Raw genomic sequence first — 17,285 nt, forward strand, 5'->3', positions numbered from 1 at the left:
TTCCCTCCTGATCCCGCGGCGCCGAGCATAGCGGCCCCTTCGTCCATCGCAATCATGGCGGCCCGTCGCCCACCGAGAGCCCGAACACGACCGGGGTGCCGGTCGCCAGTTCGCCCGCGAAGACGATGCGCGGGGCCGGCGCGCGGACGCCGAAGCCGGGCGAGTGCCAGCCGCGCTCGGGCGCGGTGCGGCCGGTCTCGACCCAGCCCGACAGCGGCCCGTCATGGCGGATGCTGAGCGTCGTGGCCGTCTCGTCGCGGATGACGAACCCCGTGCCCGACGCCTCCACCCGGAAATGCGGCGAGACCAGGAAGCCGATCTCGACCCGATGGTCGCCCGGCGCGCCGGTCAGGCTGTCGGTCAGGCGGAAACGCCCCGCTCCCGCCCGCTCGACACGGCGTTGATGGCGCACGCGGTGCGTCTCCAGATAGCCGTCATGGTCGGCGGTCACCGACCAGCGCTCGGGATCGTCGTCCAGCGCGAGGACGCGCGCCCCGGCCTTGCGCGCCCAGTTGAAGGGACCCGAGATCTCGGAGCTGTTCTCGCCGGCGATGGTCAGCGTGTTGTGGGCCACCGTGCCGCGGAAGTGGTCCCGCCAGGCATGACCGGCGTGATAGAGGTAGGTGCCAGCGTCGATCAGCACCGGCCGCCCGTCGACGTGCAGCCACAGCGCAAGGGTGTCGGCATGGCCGTGGGCGGCGATGGAAAGATAGCCCACCGGGCCGTGATCGAAGACCAGCAGATGGTCCGGCACCCCGCCCGCGCGGTTGCGGCGGTCCACCGTATAGCCGCCCTCGGCGAAGTGGCGCATGCCGACGGGCCAGAGCCGGTCCGGGACCGGCGCGGGGAACAGCGCGTTCCTGAGGTGCGCCGTCGGCACCGGGGGCGCCAGCGCGGCCTCGCCGCAGGCGCTGGCGATGCAGCCCAGCACTGAATTGATCGTGTCTTCGCTCGCCATGCCGTTGCCGATGACGCGGCTGTCGTCATCGTCGCCGATACGCGGCTGACCGCCGGTGCTGTCGGTGATCCACTTCAGGAACTCGCCGGCGCGGGCGATGCGCCGCCAGTAGTCGCCGGAAAAGGCCTCGCCCGTCCGCCGGCCCAGATCGCCGGCAAGCAGCAGCCATTCCAGCGTCAGAGCGGCATAGGCCGGCGACTGCTCCCGGCCCACGCCGTCGGGCGCGATCTGGTTCAGCACCTCCCGCTCCAGACTGCGCCGCCCCTGGGTCCGCCAGCGCCGCGCGCCCGGCAGTTCCGGGGCCAGCGCGCCGAGCAGATAGAGCGCGGCGGCCTCCGCCACCAGATGGTTGTTGGCCGAGGAAAACCGCGAGGGGAAGCGGTCGATCCACCAGCCGTGCTGGTAGAGGGTGCGCATGATCTTCCGCCGCAGCGCCGCATCGATCCGCGCCTTCAGCAAGGTGACGATGACGATGATGCTGACGACCCTGAACGCCAGCTCGATCATCGACGGCCAGTTGACCCCCCTGTAGGGCGGATTGGCGTCGATCCAGGCGGAAAGATGATCCAGGCAGAGCCGGGCTGCGGCGTCGTCCTCGGCGACCACGGCATAGGCGGCCACCGGCTGCAGGTACTGCAGGCGCGACAGCTCCCAGACGTTCTTGACGTCGCCGAAGTCCGTCTCGTGACGATAGGGAATGTCGAAGCACCACGCGTCCGGGGGCCAGCGGCGACCGGTCACCGGGTCCAGATGCCAGTCCGGCGGCGCCCCCGGCGACGCCGCCTCCGGCCAATCGATACCGAGAAAACGGAACCGCCCGGCGCGGACAGCCTCGACATGGGCCGCCCACTGCGTCATCAGCCTGGTGCCGGCAGCAAGGCCGCCGACGCCCTCGGCCAGGCCCGGCCATTCGGGCAGGGCCATGTCGCCCGGATCGAAGGCCGTGACGGACGACGGCAGGCGGCGGGCCGAGACCAGCCGCCGCGCCATCTCGAGCACGCGGTGGGCGATCTCTCCCGCCGACATGGCGCGCAGACGGTTGCGGTACCATCTGACCCGCCGCACGAACCCCGCCAGCGCGGCGGTGCTGTCGGCCTGCGTCCCGCTCATTCTCCGTTCCCGGCCAGCAATCTCCGGTAGCCCCCCTCCAGCACGTCGAGAACCCGCTCGGCGACGAACTGCCGCCGGAGCCGCTCTTGCGCGGATCGTGCCAGTTTCAGGCGCAGCGCCTCGTCCTCCGCCAGCCGACGGATCGCGCCGGCAAGGCCCCCGGCGTCGCCGGGCTCGATCACCAGGGCCTCGGCCTCGTCGTCGGCGATCTCCGGCACCGCGCCGACGGGCGTGACGACGCAGGCCAGCCCCGCCGCCATCGCTTCCAGCAGGCTGTTGGGAAAGCCTTCCCCTAAGGAAGGCATGAGGAAGATGTCGGCGGCCCGCAATTCCTCGATGAACTGCGCGTGCTCCATGAAGCCTTCCAGTTCGATCCGCTGCGGCAGGCCGGCATTCCCGATCTGCGACGCCAGGGGCTCGATCACTGCCAGAAAGCGAAACGCCGCGCGCACTTCGGCCAGTTCGGGCGTGGCCAGCGCCTGCAGCACCACCTGTGCGCCCTTGCGCACCGATTCCGAGCCGGCGAAGAACAAGACGCGCGGCGGGTCGTTGCGCGGGCCTTCGATGGGCACGATCGAGGCCTCGGGGACGGAATTGTAGAGCACGATCACGTTCTCGCTGCGACCGACCGTGGCGAGATAGCGCCGCCAGCTTTCCGACTGCACGATCAGGATGTCGGGCGCGGCGACGCCGCGGCGGATCAGCCCCTGCACGCGCGGGGACGAGCCTTCGTAGAACTTGTCGAAGACGCCGCCGAGACGAAGCATGGTGGGCCGGCGAAGCGCCTTCGCCATCAGCAGGTAGAGGCAGCTTTCCCAGAAGGTCTGGAAATCCGAGGACTGGATCTGGACCAGGTCGACGCGACGGAAGAGAACCACGAAGGGAAAGGCGACGAGGTGCCAGAGCGTCGCCCAGGCGGCGCGGATCAGCCGGCCGACGCCACCCTTGAACATGGCCGCATAGCCGTAGTTGTCGACGACGTTCTTCTTCGCCGGCCGGGAGGTCGTGTGGGCGATGAAGTCATAGCGATCCGCCAGCGGCGAGCCCATGACGTTCAGCATGAACGTGGTGACGCCGCCCCGGGTCGGCGGAAACGGCCCGACCATGAGAATGCGCGGCTTGGTCACATGGTCCGGCACTGGCGTCAGCTCCCGGCGGGGCGGATAGGCACGGCGCGGCGCAGCCGCTATAGATGTTGCGAGTCGCTCTCGCATCCGGTCTAGGGTCGGGGCCGACGCCTGTCAATCGAAGGGGATGGCATGCTCTGGAAACTGTTCCGCCGGTTCTCGCGCCATTCCCGGCAGAAGCGGGCGCAGCTGTTCCGCGAGAGCTTCGAGATCGGCCCCAATACCCGGATCCTGGATCTGGGCGGCGGCACCGGCGGCCATATCGCCTCCATCCTGACCGGACCGGCGGCGGTGACGGTGGCCGACATCTCCGAAAGCGATCTGGCGGAGGCTGCGGGCCGCGGCTTCGCGACGGTCCGGCTCGACGGCGACGACGAACGCCTGCCCTTTGCGGACGGGGCCTTCGACATCGTCTTCTGCTCCTCGGTGATCGAGCACGTCACCGGACCGAAGGAGGAGATGCGCTGGATGACCGACGACCGGCGCTTCCGCGAAATGGCGGAACGCCACCAGTCGGCCTTCGCCGCCGAGATCCGGCGGGTCGGGCGCGGCTATTTCGTGCAGACGCCCTACCGCTATTTCCCGGTGGAAAGCCACAGCTGGCTGCCGGTCTTCATCGTCATGCTGCCGCGCAACCTGATGGTGCCGACGATCCGTTTCACCAACCGCTTCTGGCCCAAGGGGACGCGGCCGGACTTCCAGCTTCTGACGCACCGGTCCATGCGCCGGCTGTTCCCCGACGCCGAGATCGCCGAGGAGCGCGCGGCCGGATTCACCAAGTCGATCATCGCCATCCGCCGCCCCGCCTGATCCGTTTCTTGCATGCCCGGCCGGCAGGTCAATTCAGGAGGTCCTTCATGAACCGCGTCCTGCACCTTCTCGCTTCGATCGGCATTGCATTATGCGGTCTGGCCGCGACCGCGGCCGATCGCGTCGACCCCTGGCAGTACTACATCGAGACACTGCCCGAAGGGCCCGAGATTTCCGACTGGCTGTCGCCGCAGACCGAGCTGGAAATGCCGGTCTATCCGTTCAACGCGGCGGTGGCGGTGCAGAACCCGCCGGTCTTCCACTGGCGCTACGAAGGCGAGGATCTGTCCTACGAAGTGGTGATCGAGCCCGCCGGGAGCGGCGCAGAGCCGATCCGGCGGATCACCGAATACAACCACCTGATGCTGAATGCGCCGCTCGCCATGGGCGACTGGCGCTGGCGGGTCCGGCGCTGGCACGACCGCGAGGGCGCCGGCGACTGGGGCGAGTGGCGGTCCTTCCGTATTCACGAGAAGGCCCACGAGTTCGTCGCGCCATCGGTGCAGACCGCCTGGGACCGGGCCTGGGAGCGGCGGCGGCCGCGCAGTTTTCCCGGCAAGGAAGGCTTCAACACGCTGCGCCGGGATCTGAACCAGGGTGAACGGCGGCTGGTCTTCCGCGAGGTGATGCAGAACGTCGAGGAGAACATGATCGGCGCGGAGCTGGACCCCGAACCGCCGACCGCGACCTTCGAAGTGGAGGATTTCTACGAGCGCATCCGCGTCGCCCGCTTCATCGCCCAGGTGGTCAACCGTGCGACCGTACAGCTCGGCACCACGGTCTATACCTGGTACCTCACGCGCGACGAGAAGATGCTGGAAGAAGCCTGGCGGCGCGCGCTGGACCTGGCGTCGTGGGATCCGGAGCACTCGACGGGCGTGCGCTCCAGCGACCTCTCCAACCTGCGCATCGCCCTGGCGCTGGCGCTGGTCTACGACATCACGAAGAACGAGCTCGACGAGGACAAGGAAACCACGCTGCGGCGCATGATCGAATACCGCACCCAGGCGGCGTTCGACGAGTATGTCGTCAACCCGCGCCGGGCGCTGGAGCTCAAGCCCTACAACAGCCACGGCTTCCGCCAGGCGGGCGCGGTCACCGCCATCGCCGCCCTGATGGCCAGGGACACACCGCGGGCGCAGAACTGGTTCTTCCGCACCTATCCGATCTACCTGGCCGTCAACAATCCCTGGGGCGGGGCCGATGGCGGCTTCGGCAATGGCGTGAACTACGGCATCTGGGACGCCGTCAACAACATGCAGTACTGGGACATCATCGAGAACGCGATCGACGTGAACCCGACGCGGATGGGCTGGCCCATGCAGGCCGGCGTCTTCTTCCAGTACCTGGTGCCGCCGGGCACGCCCAACAGCAGCTTCGGCGACGGCGGGGAGAACTGGTTCCCCGACGTCTGGGCACTGGTGGCGATGATGTACCGTCAGCGCATCGACACGCCGATCAGCCGCCGCTTTGCCGCGCAGTGGGAGCCGCAGCGCCCCGAATACTACCTGCATCTCTACGGCCCCCTCTACGAGGAACCGGAACGTCCCTTCGACCCGGCGAAGCATCCCGAACTGCCCGACACCGCGGTCTTTCCGTCCATCGGCTGGGTGGCGATGCATTCCGAGCTGGACGACCCCGACCGCTATTCCATCCTGTTCAAGTCCAGCCCCTATGGCAGCTTCAGCCACAGCCACGCCGACCAGAACAGCTTCATCATCAACGGCCGGCAGCAGTCGCTGGCGCTCGATTCGGGCTATTACGACACCTGGAAATCGAAGCATCACCTCGCCTGGACGATGCAGACGAAAGCGCACAATGCCATCACCTTCGACGGTGGGCAGGGCCAGCCGGAACAGGACCGCGGCGCCCAGGGCCGGATCGCCGATTTCGCCCGCTGCGGCCACCACGACATGGCCGTCGGCGACGCGACCCGGGCCTATGGCGGCGCGCTGTCGAAGGCGGTGCGGACCATCGCCTATCTCAGGCCGAACCTTGCCCTGATCTACGACGATCTGGCCTCGGACGAGGCGCGGACATGGGAGTGGAACCTGCACGCCTGGACGGAAATCGCCGAGGAAGGCGAAGGGCGCTTCAACATCGACATGGGCAAGGGCAAGGCCTGCTTCCGGGTGCTCGCGGCGCCGGACTACGCCGCGAGCCAGACGGACAGGTTTCCCGAGGATCCGGATCCCTTCTTCGTGCCCGACTGGAAGAACCAGTGGCACCTGACGCTGGCCAGCACGGCGAAGTCGACGAAGGCGAAATTCCTGGTCGCCGTGGACCTGGACTGTACCGGCGCCGAGATCGGAACGCCCGAGGCGGCCGGCGATGGCGGCTTCGCCGTGCGTCTGGGCGACCATCGCGTAGAAATCGACGCATTCGGCGCCACGGCGCGCCGCCTCGGTCCCGCCGCGGAACCGCCGGTCTGCGCGGTGCCCCCGAAGGGGCGCGCGGCGGCGGACCGGTAGGTTCCTAGTCGTTCAGATTGGCGTAGCGGCCGCGGAAGAAGACCAGCGGCCGGCCATCCGGATCGGCCTCGATCCGGCTGACGCGGCCGATCACGATCCAGTGGTCACCACCTTCATGCAGCGATTCGCAGGTGCACTCCAGATGCGCCAGAGCCCCCTCGATCACGGCGCAGCCATTGTTTCCGGTGGTCCAGGTGAAATCCATCTCGGCGAACTTGTCGTCGGTCTTGGAGGCGAAGTGGTTCGACTGCGGCTGCTGGTCGTCGCGCAGCACGTTGACGACGAAAGGCCGTCCCTCGGCGAAGGCGCTGGCGCAGTTCGCGTTGCGGTCCAGGCTGAAGAGGATCAGCGGCGGATCCAGGGACACGGAATTGAACGAATTCGCCGTCAGGCCGACGGGCCGGTCCTGATCGTCGACGCCGGTAATGATGGTAACGCCTGTCGCGAACGAGCCCAGCACGTCGCGCAGTTCCCTCGGGCTGACCGCCATGTTCCTCCCCATCGACAAGTCGGTTCGGGGCGGAGTTTACCAGCCGAACGCCGCGGCGAAAGCCCCGGCCGCGGAACGCGCAGCGCTAACGCCATCTTAACCGTGCGCGGGCGACACTCGGCGCCGATCGAGATCAAACCGAAGCGGAATAGCTCCATGTTCTTCATCATTGGCGTCGTGGTCGTCATCGGATCCGTCCTCGGCGGGTACCTGCCGCACGGCTCCTTCGCGGTGCTGATCCAGCCCCTGGAGGTGGTGATCATCTGCGGATCCGCCTTCGGCGCGTTCATCATCTCCAACCCGAAGACAGTGATCTTCGGCGTATTCAAGTCGATCGGAAAGATTCTCAAGGGCCAGCCCTACAACAAGGCCACCTACGAGGAACTGCTGACGCTTCAGTACACCATCTTCAAGCTGGCCAAGGCCAAGGGCATGCTGGCGCTGGAGGCGCACATCGAGGACCCGGAGAAGAGCTCCATCTTCACCGCCTTCCCGGGCTTCATGAAGAACCATCACGCCGTCGAGTTCGTCTGCGACTATCTGCGTCTGATGACCATGGGCACCGAGAACAGCCACGAGATGGAAGCGCTGATGGACGAGGACATCGAGACCCATCACCACGAACAGCACGCGGTCTCCGCGGCCGTCACCACGGCCGGCGACGGCCTGCCGGCCTTCGGCATCGTGGCGGCGGTGCTGGGCGTCATCATCACCATGCAGTACATTTCCGAGCCGCCCGAGGTGCTGGGCGGCAAGATCGCCGCGGCGCTGGTCGGCACCTTCCTCGGCATCTTCCTCGCCTACGGTTTCGTCGGCCCGATGGGCAAGAGCCTGGAGGCCTATGCCGAAGCCGAGACCAAGTACTACCAGTGCATCAAGGCGGGGCTGCTGGCCTACATGAACGGCTACGCCCCGGCGGTCGCCGTGGAGTTCGCGCGCAAGACCCTCTACAGCCACGAACGTCCGTCCTTCAAGGAAGTCGAGGACGCCGTCGAGAGCGCTCCCAAGGTCTGACGGAGCGCCCCTGCCATGGCCGACGGCAACCAGCAGCCAATCATCGTCAAGAAGATCGTCAAGGGCGGTCATGCCCACCATGGCGGCGCATGGAAGGTCGCCTATGCGGATTTCGTGACCGCGATGATGGCCTTCTTCCTGCTGCTCTGGCTGCTCAACGTGACCACCGACGAGCAGCAGCGCGGCATCGCCGACTACTTCGCGCCGGCCGCCGTTTCCCAGCAGCAGTCGGGCAGCGGCGGCGCGATGGGCGGTCAGACGATGGTCCGCGACGGCGCGCGCATATCCAACGCCGGGCTGCCGACTGTCGTGGTCTCGATCGGCGATATCGAGGACGAGGAAGAGAATCACGACGACGGCAAGAAGTTCGACCCTGCCGGTGACGAGATCGACGAGGAAGGCATCTCCAACAACGACGAGAAGGTCGAGGACAGCGAGCGCGGCAAGCAGGGCCGTCCCGGCGAGGACGACGTCGCCGAGGAACTGGCCCGGCGCGAGGAGGAAGCCTTCAACGAGGCCATGGACGCCATCGAGCAGGCCATCGAGCAGGCCGCGCCGGAAATGCAGGAACTGGCGCAGAACCTGATGGTCGACATGACGCCGGAGGGGCTGCGCATCCAGCTGGTGGACTCCGGCGGCCGCTCCATGTTCCCGAAGGGCAGCCCCGCCCTGGAAGGCCACGCCAAGCAGATCCTGATGCTGGTCACCGACGTGATGACCCGCCTGCCCAACAAGATCAAGATCACCGGCCACACCGACGCCACCCCCTATCGCTCCAGCAACGGCTACGGCAACTGGGAGCTGTCGGCGGACCGCGCCAACGCCAGCCGCCGGGCGCTGCTGGAACTGGGCGTGCCGCAGAACCGCATCGACCAGGTGACGGGCAAGGCGGCGCAGGAACTCCTGGTCGCCGAGGACCCCTATGCCGACGCCAACCGCCGCATCTCCATCGTGCTGATGCGCCAGGCGGGCCTCGCCGCCGAGCAGCAACCGGTCGACGCGCTGAAGAGCATCGGCCTGAAGGTCCACGGCGTGGAAGACAGCGGCCGCTGATCCGCCGCGACGCCGGCGCCGTAATCTGGCCATGAGACATCGCGGCACCGCCTGCCTATATGAAGGGCAGACGGACAGGCGAAGGGGTTCCATGGCCAATCGGGAAGACGGCTTCGGCTCTCAGGTCAGACGCTATGCGCGCGTCGGCCGCTCGATGAGCGGCCTGGCGGCGAAGCTGGCCGGCGAGCGCTATCTGGGCGTGAAGATCGATCGCGACGACCACGCCCGCGAACTGCGTGCGGCGCTGGGCGGGCTCAAGGGCCCGCTGATGAAGGTCGCACAGATCCTGTCGACCATCCCCGAGGCCCTGCCCAAGGAGTATGCGCAGGAACTGGCGCAGCTCCAGGCCGACGCGCCGTCCATGGGCCCGGCCTTCGTCAAGCGCCGCATGACGTCGGAACTGGGACCGGCCTGGCGGAAGAAGTTCGGCGCCTTCGAGCGGGAGGCGGCGGCCGCGGCCTCACTGGGTCAGGTGCATCGGGCGGTCGACCTCGAAGGCAACGAACTGGCCTGCAAGCTGCAATATCCGGACATGCGCTCGGCGGTGGAAGCCGACCTCCGCCAGCTCAGGCTCATCTTCTCCATCTACCGCCGCTATGACCGCTCCATCGACACCCGCCATATCCATGACGAGATCGCCGCGCGCCTGCGCGAGGAACTCGACTACGAACTCGAGGCGCGGCACATCGCGCTCTATCGGGAGATGCTGGCCGGCGAGCCCCGCGTCCACGTGCCCGAGGTCTATCCGGCGCTCTCCACGGGCCGCCTGCTGACCATGAGCTGGCTGGACGGCCGGCGGCTGCTGGAATTCCGCGAGGCGCCGATCGAGGTCCGCAACGAACTGGCGGTCAACATGTTCCGCGCCTGGTACGTGCCCTTCTACGGCTATGGCGTGATCCACGGCGACCCGCATCTGGGCAACTACTCGGTCCGCGACGATCACGCGATCAACTTGCTGGACTATGGCTGCATCCGCACCTTCCAGCCGAAATTCGTGAAGGGCGTCATCGACCTCTACCGGGCGATCCGCGACGACGACCGGGATCTCGCCGTTCACGCCTATGAAAGCTGGGGCTTCGAGGGTCTGACGAAAGAGGTCGTGGACACGCTGAACCTCTGGGCCAGCTTCGTCTACGCACCGCTGCTGGAGGACCGGCCGCGGCGCATCCAGGAGTTCGGCGAGGACGGCATGTACGGCCGCGAAACCGCCGAGCGCGTGCACCGGGAGCTGAAGGAGCGCGGCGGCGTCACCCCGCCCCGCGAGTTCGTTTTCATGGACCGCGCAGCGATCGGACTGGGCGGCGTCTTCCTGCACCTGAAGTCGGAGATCAACTGGTACCGGATGTTCCACGAACTGATCGAGGACTTCGACGTCGATGCACTGGCCGAACGGCAGAAATCGGCCTTCGAGAAAGCCGGCGTGCCACGGCCATAGGCCCGAGCCTGCCCGTCGACGCACTGTCTTTGTGTTCTCTCCCCTTGGCTGCGCCGCAGCCAGAGGGGGGTGTAACAGAACGCACTGCGTGGGATGAAACAGCCCGCACGCACGCCTTTCGATGCCACCTTCGAGTCCTGCGCGGGCCGCAGGCCTGGCGCGGGACCCATGCCTGAGCAGATCCGGCCACGCCCCATCCGGCGGAAAGGCTCAGGCGTGGGTCCCGGGCCCCGGCTTCGCCGGTCCCAGGACGCGGAGAGCGGCAGCCCGGCCATCCCCCTAGGGGGAATGAGCAGTACGCCGGCCGGTCAGCCAAGCGATCCTACGCTTCCCGCAGCTCCACCGCGGGCCGGCGGCGGAGCGCGCGGTGCGCGCCGACAAGACCCAGCGCCGTCGTCGCCGCGATGGCGCCGACGACGACCACGGCCAGCCGGGCCGGCATCAGCTCGAACTCGCCCTGCATGACGAAGACGATCACGCCCCAGGCGGCCACGCTGCCGGCGATGGCGGCGACGATGCCGGTGGCGAGGCCGAGGACAGCGAACTCGGCGGCGTGGATCTTCAGAATCTGCCGGCGCGTCGCGCCGATCACCTTCAGCACGACCGATTCCCGGACCCGCCTGCGGTGGCCGGCGGCGATGGCCCCGGCCAGCACGATCAGGCCGGCCAGAAGCGTCACGGCGGAAGCGGCGCGGATCGCCGTCGCCACCTGGCCCAGCAGCTTGTCGAACAGTTCCATCGCTTCCTTCACCCGGATCACGGTGATGTTGGGGAAGCGGTCGGTGACGGCGCGGAACAGTTCGCTGTCCGCCGCGCCGGCCGCCTCCGCAGTGGCAAGGTGGGTGTGCGGCGCGGCGCGCAGCGTGTTGGGGCTGAAAATCATGATGTAGTTGATCTGGAAGGTCGACCAGTCGATCCGGCGCAGACTGGCGATCTCCGCCGTGATGTCGCGGCCCAGCACGTTGACAGTGATCGTGTCGCCCACTTCCAGGCCGAGTCCGGCGGCCGCCTCGTCCTCGAAGCTGACCAGCGGCGGCCCGTCATAGTCGGCCGGCCACCACTCGCCGGCAACGACGGGGCTGTTGGAGGGCGGTTCCGTGGCGTAGGTCAACCCCCGGTCGCCGCGCAGCACCCAGCCCTCGTCCGGGTCGACCATCTGCACGTCTTCGGACGGCACGCCATCGACGGCGCTGATCCGGCCCCGGAGAGACGGCACGCTGCGGACATCGGAAACGCCGGAAATCGCGCGTGCAGTCTCCAGGAAGGGCTCGAGCTGATTGGGCTGGATGTCCACGAAGAAGAACGACGGCGCCTCCTCGGCCACGCGGCGGTCGACCTGTCCCGCCACATTGCCTTCGATCTGGGCCACGGCGGCCAGCAGGGTGACGCCCAGGCCGAGCGAGATCATCACCGAGGCCGTGGGCGCGCCGGGCCGATGCAGGTTCGCCAGCGCCATGCGGAAGGCCGTGCGCTTCGGCCCGCCCGCCCGTTTCGCCGCCCAGGCGATGCCCGCCGCAGCCAGCCGGAGCACGATGAACACGCCGGCCGCCCCCAGCACGAACCAGAGTGCGAAGACCGGCCGGTCGGCGGAGAAGATCGCGAGACCGGCAAGGCCGAGCAGCGCCAGCGCCGTGCCGGCGATGAAGCCGCGGCCGGGGACGCCGCCGCTTTCGCCCATCGCCGCACGGAACAGCTCGGCGGCGCGGGTGCGCCGCGCCACGCCCAGCGGCCAGAGCGCGAAGGTGAGCGTCACCAGCACGCCGAAGGCCGCGGCAAGCACGAGCGGCATGGCGTAGAGGCCGACGCTGGGCGGCGTGGGCAGCGCCTCCGCCAGCAGACCCACGGCGATCATCGGCACGACCGCGCCGATGATCAGCCCGATGGCAATTCCGACCGCGGCAAGAACAAGTATCTGGAAGAGGTAGATGCGGGTGATGTCGCCGCCGGTCGCGCCCAGCGCCTTGAGCACAGCGATCTGGCTGCGCTTGGCGTCCAGATGCGCCTTCACCGCATTGCCGACGCCCACGCCGCCGACCAGCAGCGCGGTCAGCCCGACCAGGGTGAGGAAGATGCGCAGCCGCTCCAGGAAGCTCTCGATGCCCGGGGCGCCGTTGCGGTGGTCGCGGATGCGCCAGCCGGCGTCCGGAGTCTCCGCGGCGAGACGCCGGCGGAAATCCTCGACCGTGTCGCCGGGCGCCAGCTTCACCTTGTAGTGGCGGCTGATCAGACTGCCCGGCTGGACCAGGCCCGTTGCAGCCATGGCCTGGTCGTGGATCATGATGCGCGGCGCCAGGGTCAGCGCCCCGCCCGTGCCGCGGTCCGGTTCGTTGGCGATCAGCCCGCGCAGTTCGAAACTGACGTCGCCCACCCGCACCCGGTCGCCGACAGAGAGTTCCAGACGCTGCGCCAGCACGGGCTCCGCCACCGCGCCGAAGACGCCGTCCCGCCGGGCCAGGGCGTCGTGCAGTTCGCCGCCGTCCTCCAGCCGGACCGCGCCATAGAGCGGATAGGCGTCGCCCACCGACTTGAGCTCCGCGAGGGCGCGGCGATCGCCTGTTCCGGCGCGGGCGATGGTGCGCATTTCCATTGTCCTGAGCAGCGTGCCCGCTTCCCGTTCCAGCCACGTCACCGCCGCGTCGGGCGGTACGATCTGACGCATCCTGAGATCGATGTCGGCGCCCAGGATCTCGCGGCCGTTCTCCTGGATGCCGCCGATGATGGAGGCGGTCAGCGAGCCGACGCCGGCGATCGCGGCGACGCCGAGCGCCAGCGACAGCAGGAAGACCCGGAACCCGCTCAGACCGCCGCGCAGATCGCGCAGGGCCATGCGGAAAGCGGCGGTGACCATCAGGCGGCGCGCTCCACACCCGGCTCCTCGGAGGCGATCACGCCATCCTTCAGCCTGAGGATGCGGCCGCAGCGCTTGGCCAGCTTCTCGTCATGGGTGACCAGCAGCAGCGTCGTATCGCGTTCGCGGTTGGCGCGGAACAGCAGATCGACGATCCGCCCACCGGTTTCGCCGTCCAGATTGCCCGTCGGCTCGTCGGCCAGGATGACCTCCGGATCGGCGGCCAGCGCCCGGGCGACGGCGACACGCTGCTGCTCGCCGCCGGAAAGCTGGCTGGGATAGTGGCCGGTGCGCTCGGCCAGGCCGACGGTCTCGAGTTCCCGCGCGGCGCGGCCGAAGGGGTCGGCGCGGCCGGCAAGCTCCAGCGGCGCCGCGACGTTCTCCAGCGCCGTCATGGTGGGCAGCAGGTGGAACGACTGGAAGACGATGGAAACGTGGTCGCGGCGGAACAGCGCCAGCTGGTCCTCGTTCAGGCCGGTCAGGTCGCGACCGCGGAACGACAGCGCGCCGGAGGTCACGGCCTCCAGCCCGCCGACGATGGAAAGCAGGGTCGACTTGCCGGAACCGGAAGGCCCGAGGATGGCAACCGTCTCGCCAGCCCCTATATCAAGGTCGATGCCGCGCAGGATCCGGACCGGACCGGCGGCGCCGTCGAGCGTGACATGCACGTCCTTCAGGGTGATCTGACTTTCGGCCATGCAAATTCCTTCAGTCCCGCGCGTTCCCGCCAGCACCCGATATGGCTGGCCCCGCGCCGCGATCAACATGCTGTTGCTTTTGGTTACGCTCACGATCGCACAACCGATCAGCGCTGCCGAAGGATGGCGCGTCGTCATGCTGGGCGATTCCATCACCGCGGGCTATGGCCTGGCGCAGGGCGACGCCCTGCCTGTCCGCCTTCAGGAGGCGCTGACCGACCGCGGCCTGGACGTGACGATCGAGAACGCCGGCGTTTCCGGCGACACCACGGCCGGCGGCCTCTCCCGCCTCGACTGGGCGGTGCAGGGCGAGCCGGATCTGGTGATCGTGGCGCTGGGCGGCAATGACGGACTGCGCGGTATCGACCCGGCCGACACCCGGCGCAACATGGACCGGATCGTCGGCCGGCTGACGGAGCGCGGCATACCCGTCCTGGTCGCCGGCATGCAGGCCCCGCCCAACATGGGCGGCGACTACGCCCGGGCGTTCAACGCCATCTTCCCGGAGGTCGCGGAAGCGCACGGCGCCGCCTTCTATCCCTTTCTGCTGGAAGGCGTGGCCGCCGACCCGGCGCTGAACCAGCCAGACGGCATCCATCCCAACGCCGAAGGCGCCCGACTGATCGCCGAACGCATGTCCGAACCGGTCGCCCGGGCGTTGAAAGGTTCGTGATCCGGCGGCGGGCCGGCGGCGAATCGGCGTTATAGTGAAAGCGGCATATCCTGCAGCGACGGAGGACGAGCATGAGCGTCACGATCTACCACAACCCCCGTTGCTCGAAATCGCGCGAGACCCTGAACCTGCTGAAGGAGCGGGGCGTCGAGCCGACGGTCATCGAATATCTCAAGACGCCGCCGACCGCGGCCGAACTGGCCGATATCCTGACCAAGCTCGGCATGACGCCGCGTGATCTGATGCGCCGCAAGGAGCCGGAGTACAAGGAACAGGGCCTGGACGACCCCGCACTCTCCGACGGCCAGCTCATCGAGGCGATGGTGGGCACGCCGAAGCTGATCGAGCGTCCCATCGTGCTCTCCGGCGCGAAGGCCGCCCTCGGCCGGCCGCCGGAAAAGGCGCTCGACATCGTCTGAGCGCCGCCCTGCCCCTCTGCGACCATGGAGCGGATCCATGCGCCTGTTCATAGGCATCCGACTGCCCGAGCCCGTCGCCGAGCGCCTGGCGATGACGGCGGGCGGCGTCCCCGGCGCGCGGTGGATCCCGCGCGAGAACCTGCACCTGACCCTGCGCTTCCTGGGCGACACGGAAACGCCCATGGCCGAGGATCTGGTGGACGAACTGTCGGCGCTGCGCGCGCCGGCCTTCGACCTGCGCCTCGCGGGCGTCGGGCTGTTCGGCGACCGCAGGCGCACGCGGATGCTCTGGGCCGGCGTCGAGCCGCAGCCGGCGCTGACCCACCTGCAGAAGAAGGTCGAGCAGGCCGCGCAGCGGGCCGGCTTCGAACCGGAACGGCGCAAGTTCCATCCGCACGTGACCCTCGCCCGGCTGAGAGACGCGCCGCGCTCCAGGATCCAGCAGTTCCTGCACGAGAACGGCGATCTCTCCACGCCGCCCTTCGAAGTGGTCGATTTCACGCTCTACCGCAGCTTCCTGTCCTCGGACGGCGCGCGCTACGAGCCGCAATGCGACTTCGAACTCGACCCGCCCGCGGACCCGCTCAGGGCGGCGGCTGTTTAGACATATGTGTGGTGACGACACCCCCTCCCCGCCCCTTCCCCTGTCAGGGGGAGGGTGGTCGAGCGTCGCGAGACCGGGAGGGGGTCGAGAGCGGGCCCGGAGCTACTCCCCCGCCTGCTCGGGCAGCATGCGGGCGGCGTGGAGCGCCTTCTGTTTGGCGTGCTCCATGTCGTAGTGCTTGCGGGTAACGATGCGCTGGGCGTAGAGCCCGCCGCCGGCCTGGATGTTGGTGACGTAGCGCCAGCCGCCCATGGCGTCGGCGGTGAGGTCCCGGATGGCGTGAAACAGCTTCATGCGGTACTCGCCGTCGATCTCGGGATTGGCTGTCATGTACTTGCGCACCAGCGGGCCGACCTCGTTGTTCTCCAGGTCCGCGATGGCCGGCGCGGTCAGCACCGAGCCGCCGGCGATATCGTGGAGATGGCGGCACATCATGTTGTACTGGGTCGCCGCCTGGTACTTGCCGGCATTGGTGTAGAGCTCGGAGGGGAAGGCCGCGCCGTTGTCGCCGATGACGCAGTTGGCGATCGCCGCCTCCAGCGCGCCGCGGATCAGCGTCGCGTGAATGATCATTTCCGAGATCTTCTCGCGGACGTGCTGCACCTTGGCCAGGCCGTTGGCTTCGGCGATGAGCTGTGCGAAGCCGACCAGTTCGTCGGCCTCGTTGGCCATGAAGGTGAGCCCGCCCAGCCGCTCCCACAGACCCAGTGAATGCGCGAACTGCCCGGCGTGTTTCGTCTCGCCGTTCAGGAAGATGCGCTCCTCCGGCACGAAGACGTCGTCGAAGATGACGAAGCCTTCCGGCATGTGGTTCTGGCGGCTGACGGGGAAGACGCGGTCGTCCTCGTGGCGCGGCGCGTAGGAGGTGTTGACGATCTTCACGCCCGGCGCGTTGACCGGCACGGCGCAGGCGATGGCGTAGTCCTCCTCGCCCGGCTTCATCGCCTTGGTGGGAATGACCATGGTCTCGTGGCCCAGCGAGGCGCCGGTGATGTGCAGCTTGGCGCCCCGGATGACGACGCCGTCGGGGCGGCGTTCCACGACGCGCGTATAGGCGTCCGGGTCGGCCTGCTTGCCGGGGCTGAGCGAGCGGTCGCCCTTGCCGTCGGTAATGCACTCGGTGATGCGGATATCGCGGCGCTGGGCGTCCTCGATCCAGGCCTGGATGCGCCGGGCGTATTCGGGATGCTCGTCGCCGATGCGGCCGGCGGCCGTCATCAGGGTCATGATCGACTGGTTGGTCGTGTTGGCGACGATATCGGCGTCGGAGACCACCGGCAGGCGCGCCTTGAGGTCCTCCGCCGAGCGCGGAATGGACATCAGCGGGCTGGTGGCGTCCGGCCCCGGGCGGTAGAGCTTGTCGTAGCCCTCGGCGATCAGCCGGGCCGACTCGCCCATGATCTTGTCGTCGAGAATGTTCTCGATCTTGCGGCCTTCGAAATAGGTCGCGCGCCCGTCGTCAAGCGACGCCAGGTACTGCTCGCCTGTCATCATGGTCCGGATCCTCCCCGATCGAACGTTCACAAAGTTGCGCCTATCGTGACAGCACCGCCGGTAGCGTCAAGCGGCGCCGGC

The 17,285-nt window shown here is 68.3% G+C and carries 14 protein-coding genes; 8 read left to right on the forward strand and 6 right to left on the reverse strand.

Annotation, left to right across the window (positions count from 1 at the left end; genetic code table 11):
• Window positions 1-52: 52 nt before the first annotated feature.
• Together TEF_19890 and TEF_19895 are read right to left on the reverse strand one after the other, a co-directional pair.
• Window positions 53-1,984 carry a hypothetical protein gene (locus tag TEF_19890; protein ANK83625.1) on the reverse strand — a complete coding sequence of 644 codons (1,932 nt, stop codon included), beginning with the start codon at window positions 1,982-1,984 and terminating at the stop codon, window positions 53-55.
• An 80-nt stretch (window positions 1,985-2,064) separates the two neighbouring features.
• Window positions 2,065-3,207 carry a hypothetical protein gene (locus TEF_19895; GenBank protein ID ANK82805.1) on the reverse strand — a complete coding sequence of 381 codons (1,143 nt, stop codon included), beginning with the start codon at window positions 3,205-3,207 and terminating at the stop codon, window positions 2,065-2,067.
• Window positions 3,208-3,327: 120 nt separating this feature from the next.
• On the opposite strand from TEF_19895, the gene TEF_19900 reads away from it, so the two are divergent.
• Together TEF_19900 and TEF_19905 are read left to right on the forward strand one after the other, a co-directional pair.
• Complete coding sequence (locus TEF_19900) at window positions 3,328-4,005, forward strand: hypothetical protein (GenBank protein ID ANK82806.1); 678 nt, start codon at window positions 3,328-3,330, stop codon at window positions 4,003-4,005.
• A 47-nt stretch (window positions 4,006-4,052) separates the two neighbouring features.
• A complete protein-coding gene (locus TEF_19905; protein ANK82807.1) occupies window positions 4,053-6,476 on the forward strand; it encodes a hypothetical protein in 2,424 nt (807 codons plus the stop codon).
• Between the two features lie 4 nt (window positions 6,477-6,480).
• Here TEF_19905 and TEF_19910 read toward each other — a convergent pair whose 3' ends face one another.
• Window positions 6,481-6,966 carry a hypothetical protein gene (locus TEF_19910; GenBank protein ANK82808.1) on the reverse strand — a complete coding sequence of 162 codons (486 nt, stop codon included), beginning with the start codon at window positions 6,964-6,966 and terminating at the stop codon, window positions 6,481-6,483.
• A gap of 156 nt (window positions 6,967-7,122) precedes the next feature.
• Here TEF_19910 and TEF_19915 point away from each other — a divergent pair, with 156 nt between their 5' ends.
• The 3 genes from TEF_19915 (at window position 7,123) to TEF_19925 (ending at window position 10,468) form a co-directional block, all read left to right on the forward strand.
• Window positions 7,123-7,980, forward strand: a complete 858-nt coding sequence (locus tag TEF_19915) for a flagellar motor stator protein MotA (GenBank protein ID ANK82809.1) — start codon at window positions 7,123-7,125, stop codon at window positions 7,978-7,980.
• Between the two features lie 15 nt (window positions 7,981-7,995).
• Window positions 7,996-9,033 (forward strand): hypothetical protein, encoded by a 1,038-nt coding sequence (locus tag TEF_19920; protein ANK82810.1) that lies wholly within the window; start codon window positions 7,996-7,998, stop codon window positions 9,031-9,033.
• Between the two features lie 91 nt (window positions 9,034-9,124).
• Entirely contained in the window at window positions 9,125-10,468 is a 1,344-nt protein-coding gene (locus TEF_19925; protein ID ANK82811.1) for an ABC transporter ATP-binding protein, read from the forward strand.
• Window positions 10,469-10,790: 322 nt separating this feature from the next.
• Here TEF_19925 and TEF_19930 read toward each other — a convergent pair whose 3' ends face one another.
• Both TEF_19930 and TEF_19935 read right to left on the reverse strand, forming a co-directional pair.
• Complete coding sequence (locus TEF_19930) at window positions 10,791-13,316, reverse strand: hypothetical protein (GenBank protein ANK82812.1); 2,526 nt, start codon at window positions 13,314-13,316, stop codon at window positions 10,791-10,793.
• Entirely contained in the window at window positions 13,316-14,014 is a 699-nt protein-coding gene (locus TEF_19935; GenBank protein ANK82813.1) for an ABC transporter, read from the reverse strand. Before TEF_19935 ends, TEF_19930 begins: the two co-directional genes overlap by 1 nt.
• A gap of 67 nt (window positions 14,015-14,081) precedes the next feature.
• Between TEF_19935 and TEF_19940 the strand changes: the two genes are divergently transcribed.
• The 3 genes from TEF_19940 to TEF_19950 all read left to right on the forward strand — a co-directional run bounded on the left by TEF_19940 (window position 14,082) and on the right by TEF_19950 (window position 15,710).
• Window positions 14,082-14,687, forward strand: a complete 606-nt coding sequence (locus TEF_19940; GenBank protein ID ANK82814.1) for an arylesterase — start codon at window positions 14,082-14,084, stop codon at window positions 14,685-14,687.
• Window positions 14,688-14,758: 71 nt separating this feature from the next.
• Complete coding sequence (locus TEF_19945; protein ID ANK82815.1) at window positions 14,759-15,106, forward strand: arsenate reductase (glutaredoxin); 348 nt, start codon at window positions 14,759-14,761, stop codon at window positions 15,104-15,106.
• Window positions 15,107-15,143: 37 nt separating this feature from the next.
• Entirely contained in the window at window positions 15,144-15,710 is a 567-nt protein-coding gene (locus tag TEF_19950) for a 2'-5' RNA ligase (protein ANK82816.1), read from the forward strand.
• 102 nt (window positions 15,711-15,812) lie between these two features.
• On the opposite strand, the gene TEF_19955 is transcribed toward TEF_19950, so the two are convergent.
• Window positions 15,813-17,204 (reverse strand): 4-hydroxyphenylacetate 3-hydroxylase, encoded by a 1,392-nt coding sequence (locus TEF_19955; protein ID ANK82817.1) that lies wholly within the window; start codon window positions 17,202-17,204, stop codon window positions 15,813-15,815.
• Window positions 17,205-17,285: the final 81 nt, after the last annotated feature.

It is taken from the genome of Rhizobiales bacterium NRL2 (assembly GCA_001664005.1).
Classification (GTDB): domain Bacteria; phylum Pseudomonadota; class Alphaproteobacteria; order Minwuiales; family Minwuiaceae; genus Minwuia.